Source organism: Streptomyces sp. P5F9 (assembly GCF_057961495.1).
Genome location: NZ_JBXVPZ010000662.1, coordinates 1 through 4,041 on the forward strand (window position 1 = coordinate 1; position 4,041 = coordinate 4,041).

The window sequence follows — 4,041 nt, forward strand, 5'->3', positions numbered from 1 at the left end:
GTCGATGAGGGGGACCAGCCGGGACTTTGTGGTGGGGGTGCTCGCAGCGGTTGTGTGGTCCTCGTACGGCGGGTGGAGTTCGGCGGCGGGTTCCGGTTCTTCGACGACGGGCGGAGCATCTGTGAGTCGCGTCGGCGGCTCGGCAAGTGGCACGTGAGTACTGGCCGATGGCATCTCGGCCGTCGACGGGGTGTCAGGCACTCGCGGCTCGTCCGCTGAATCCGCCTCGCCTCGGAGGATCGTTCCGGCGCCCGGTCCCATGTCCCCGATCTCGTCCGCGAGTTGGTGGACGAGGATGTCGTGCCGGAACGCCGTCTCGCCGACGTCGGCGCATGTACTGCCGTACACGGAAAGGCGGTTGCCGTCCTCCCGTACGACTTCTACGGAGCGGTGTGCGGTGCGGGCCTCCTTGGTGAGGAGGGCGGCGAGGCGGTTGGCGTGTGGGCTGCGGACGGCGACGCGGGGGCGCAGCCGGGTGCGGGCGAAGTCTCCGGCCTCCTGGTCGGCGACGAGTCTGCCCTGCTCCAGGGTGACGACCCGGTCCGCGCTGCGGGCGGCCTCCTTGGGGTCGGCGGTGGTGAACAGGACCGTGCCGCCCTGGGCCGCGTGCGCGCGCAGCATGCCGTACAGCCAACGGCTTTCGGGGGCCGAGAGGGCGTCCGCGGGTTCGTCCAGCACGAGTGTGTGCGGGTCGGACAGCAGGGCGCAGGCGAGGCCGAGGCGGCGGTCCATGCCGCGCGCGAGACTGCCGAGGCGTTCGTCGCGGAGGCTGACGATGCCGACCACTTCGAGGACCTCGTCGGCGCGCCGGGCGGGAACGCCCGCCGCGGCGCACAGCATCCGGAGGTGGCCGCGGACCGATCGGGCCGGATGTCCCGGCACATCGCCCAGGAGGACGCCGACCTCGCGCGACGGGTGGGCGATGCGGTGCAGGGGGCGGCCCCTGAAGTAGGTGATTCCACGTCCCTGTTGGAGTTCGAGCATGAGCCTGAGCGCGGCCGTCTTGCCCGCGCCCGGTGCTCCGAGGAGTGCGGTGACACGGCCCGCACGTGCCTCGAAGGAGACGTCGTCGACGGCGGGCGGATGCTCCTTGCGGGCGTTGCTGGTCAGTCCGAAGGCCTGGATCACCCACAGCAAGATAGCGCGCTATGTCCGTTTTTCCGGGCACCGAACGGCTCGCTCCGCAACGGTTGATCACCTCGGTCGAGGTCCTACGGCGTCACACCTCGGGGCGCAGCATCGGCGGGTTGAGCAGCGTGGCCCCGCCGGCCCGGAACAACTGCGCCGGTCGGCCGCCCTGGCGGGTCGTCGTACCACCGGTCGGAACGAGGAACCCGGGTGTGCCGGTCACCTTGCGGTGGAAGTTGCGCGGGTCGAGCGCCACGCCCCACACCGCCTCGTAGACGCGGCGCAGCTCACCGACGGTGAACTCGGTGGGGCAGAACGCTGTGGCCAGGGACGAGTACTCGATCTTCGAACGGGCGCGCTCAACTCCGTCGGACAGGATCTGCGTGTGGTCGAAGGCGAGCGGTGCCACCGGATCGCCGTCGCGGCCGAACCCCCCTTGCTGCAGCAGCTCTTCGACGGGCGCCCACCGCGCGTTGCTGGCGTCGCCACCGGCGCGAGGTGCTGGCAGGTCGGGAGCGAGCGCTAGGTGGGCGACGCTGACTACGCGCATCCGCGGGTCGCGCTTGGGGTCGCCGTAGGTCGCGAGCTGCTCCAGATGTGCTCCGTTGTCCTGGGCGGGCGCGCCGGGGTCGTGGGCGCGCAGTCCCGTCTCCTCGGCCAGTTCGCGCGCCGCGGCCTGCGCCAGGTCCTCGTCGGCCCGCACGAAGCCGCCGGGCAGCGCCCAGCGCCCCTGGAACGGCGGCTCGCCCCTGCGTACCGCCAGCCCGCACAGAGCATGGCGGCGCACGGTCAGCACGACCAGGTCCACGGTGACGGCGAAGGGCGGATACGCTGACGGGTCGTAGGACATGCGGCGATCATAGTCGTCTGCCTGACGATAAACACTCCCTTCGTCGGTACCGCCGTGGCTGATCCACTTCGGTGCGATGTGCGGCTCGCCCACCGCTTCCAGCTGTCTCCCGATACGGCCTCCTCCGAGGTCACGCTCCCAATTGCAGACCGTCGGCCGCCTCTTCGACCATGGCGACACCGAGTCGGCCGACCCGTACGGAGAAGGGGGCACCCGCGATCCGCAGCCCGGTGAGGCCGATCTCGCCCAGGGGCGCGCTGCGCACCGGGCGGAGGGTGACCGTCCCGGCGGGGGCGTCGGGACGGATGCCCACGAGGGTGGTCAGCAGCAGCACCCCGGCGGCGGCCGCCGTGGCCGCCGGGCGGCAGGCCGCCGGGTGCGGAAGGGGAGCGCTCCCGTCCGTGCGCTGCTCCCCCGCGTACATCTCGGGGAGCCGGTGCCCGAACGCCTCAGCCGCGGCAAGGACGCCCCGCAGCAGAGAGGTCGACTCCTTCTCGTATTCGGCAGCGGCCAGACCCGCGACGGCGATCGCCGTCTCCGCCACCCGCACGGCTCCACTCCGGTGACTGAACGGGCTGTATCCCGGTTCCTTCACGCCCAGGCCGCGCAGTCCCCAGCCCGAGTCCATGGCCGGGGCGCCGAGCAGCCGGGCGAGTTGCTCGGCCCGCGCCTTGTCGAGCAGGCCGGGGGCGTACTCGCCGCCGCCCAGGAGGCCGGTGTCGAGGAGATGGGCCGCGGTCACGGCGAGGTGCGGCACGAGACGTCCGTCCGGAGATCGAGCCGCTGCCGGGCGACCGCCGCCCAGGTCCCCGATCCAGAAGTCCGCGCGGAAGGCGGTGCGCAACTCCTGGGCCCACTCCCGCAGTTCCGCACCGCCGGGTCTGCCGAACGCGTCGAGCAGATCGGCACCGAGCAGCGCCGCCCGGTGGGCGTGGGCCTGCGTCTCACAGCGGACAGGGCCGCCCGGGTTCGGGTCGCGCAGATACGTGCCGTCGCCCACCGTGGCCCGCAGCCAGGTCAGACAGCGCTCGGCGGCCGGGAGTAACTCCTGTGTCTCCTGCTCGGGAAGCCCCCAGCGGCGGGCCTCCGCGAGCAGCACCGGGAACAACAGGGTCGCCTCGGTCCCCGTGCAACTCGGCGGCAGGTGGGCACCGGCGTCACGACGCGGTCCGGGAATCATGCCCAACTGCGCTCCGACACACCGGAGTTGGGTGCGGGCGAGGATCCGCAGTGTGCCTGCGGCGAGCCGCGTACCGAGAGGCAGCGTCATTCGCGCGGCCGTGAGCGACTCGGCCGGTGCCAGACCGCAGCGCCAGGGTGCCCCCGCCGCGAGGTGCGTGTCGGAGGGGTGCGCTGGGTCGCGCAGTAGCAGTGCCTGGAGATCCTCGATGCTGGTCCGCAGGAGCACTTGGACTCGGGGGTCGTCGCCGGTCGCCTGTGCGGAGGCCAGGGGACTCGTCGCGCCGTGGCCCACCGCCCGGATCGGTCCCGCGCCGTCCGGCCGTACCCGGAGTTCCACGCTCACCGTGCCGCCCGGTGGCAGTTCGAACTCCCAGCGCAGGAGCCCTGCGGAAGCCAGCGCGTCGGCGGGCGGCGGGTCGGCCGTGACTGCCGAGTTCCCGCTGGGGCCGGACCAGCGCAGGCCCGAGTCGTGGACGCTGGCGGGCAGTTCGGGTCCTGTACTGCCTGCGGCGATCGCGCCCAGATCGGCCATGTCGGTGCCGAGCGCCACCTCGACCGGCAGGCGTAGCGCGCGCCAGGAGACGCTGCGCAGGGTGATGCGCTCGGTGCCGTCGGCGTGCCGGGTCCGCTCGACGACGAGATCCGGGTCCGGGCCGCAGTCCGGGGACACCCGCATGGTCCCCATGAAACGGGCGCGGTCAGCCGCCGTCATCCTGGCCTGGACCGCCAGTGGTTCCCGTCCAGCCACCCGCAGTTGACAGCGGGAGAGCACGCGTCGCCCCGCCCGGTAGAACCCCTCCAACCCACGGCCGTTCAGCTGCCCTTGCTCGGTGGAGACAGCGAGGCCCGGGAGGGCTACGCAGATCAGGGCGGTGTGGGTG

Annotated in this window: 3 protein-coding genes; all 3 read right to left on the minus strand. The window is 72.6% G+C overall.

Features of this window, described 5'->3' with window-relative positions; translation table 11 throughout:
- The coding region (locus tag AC31A1_RS48005) for an ABC transporter ATP-binding protein (RefSeq protein ID WP_489659364.1) at positions 1 to 1,128 on the minus strand (1,128 nt) is incomplete at its 3' end.
- A 91-nt stretch (positions 1,129 to 1,219) separates the two neighbouring features.
- Complete coding sequence (locus AC31A1_RS48010) at positions 1,220 to 1,978, minus strand: NUDIX hydrolase (protein WP_266773238.1); 759 nt, start codon at positions 1,976 to 1,978, stop codon at positions 1,220 to 1,222.
- A 130-nt stretch (positions 1,979 to 2,108) separates the two neighbouring features.
- Positions 2,109 to 4,041: glycogen debranching N-terminal domain-containing protein (locus AC31A1_RS48015; RefSeq protein WP_489659365.1), on the minus strand; the 1,933-nt coding region annotated here is incomplete at its 5' end.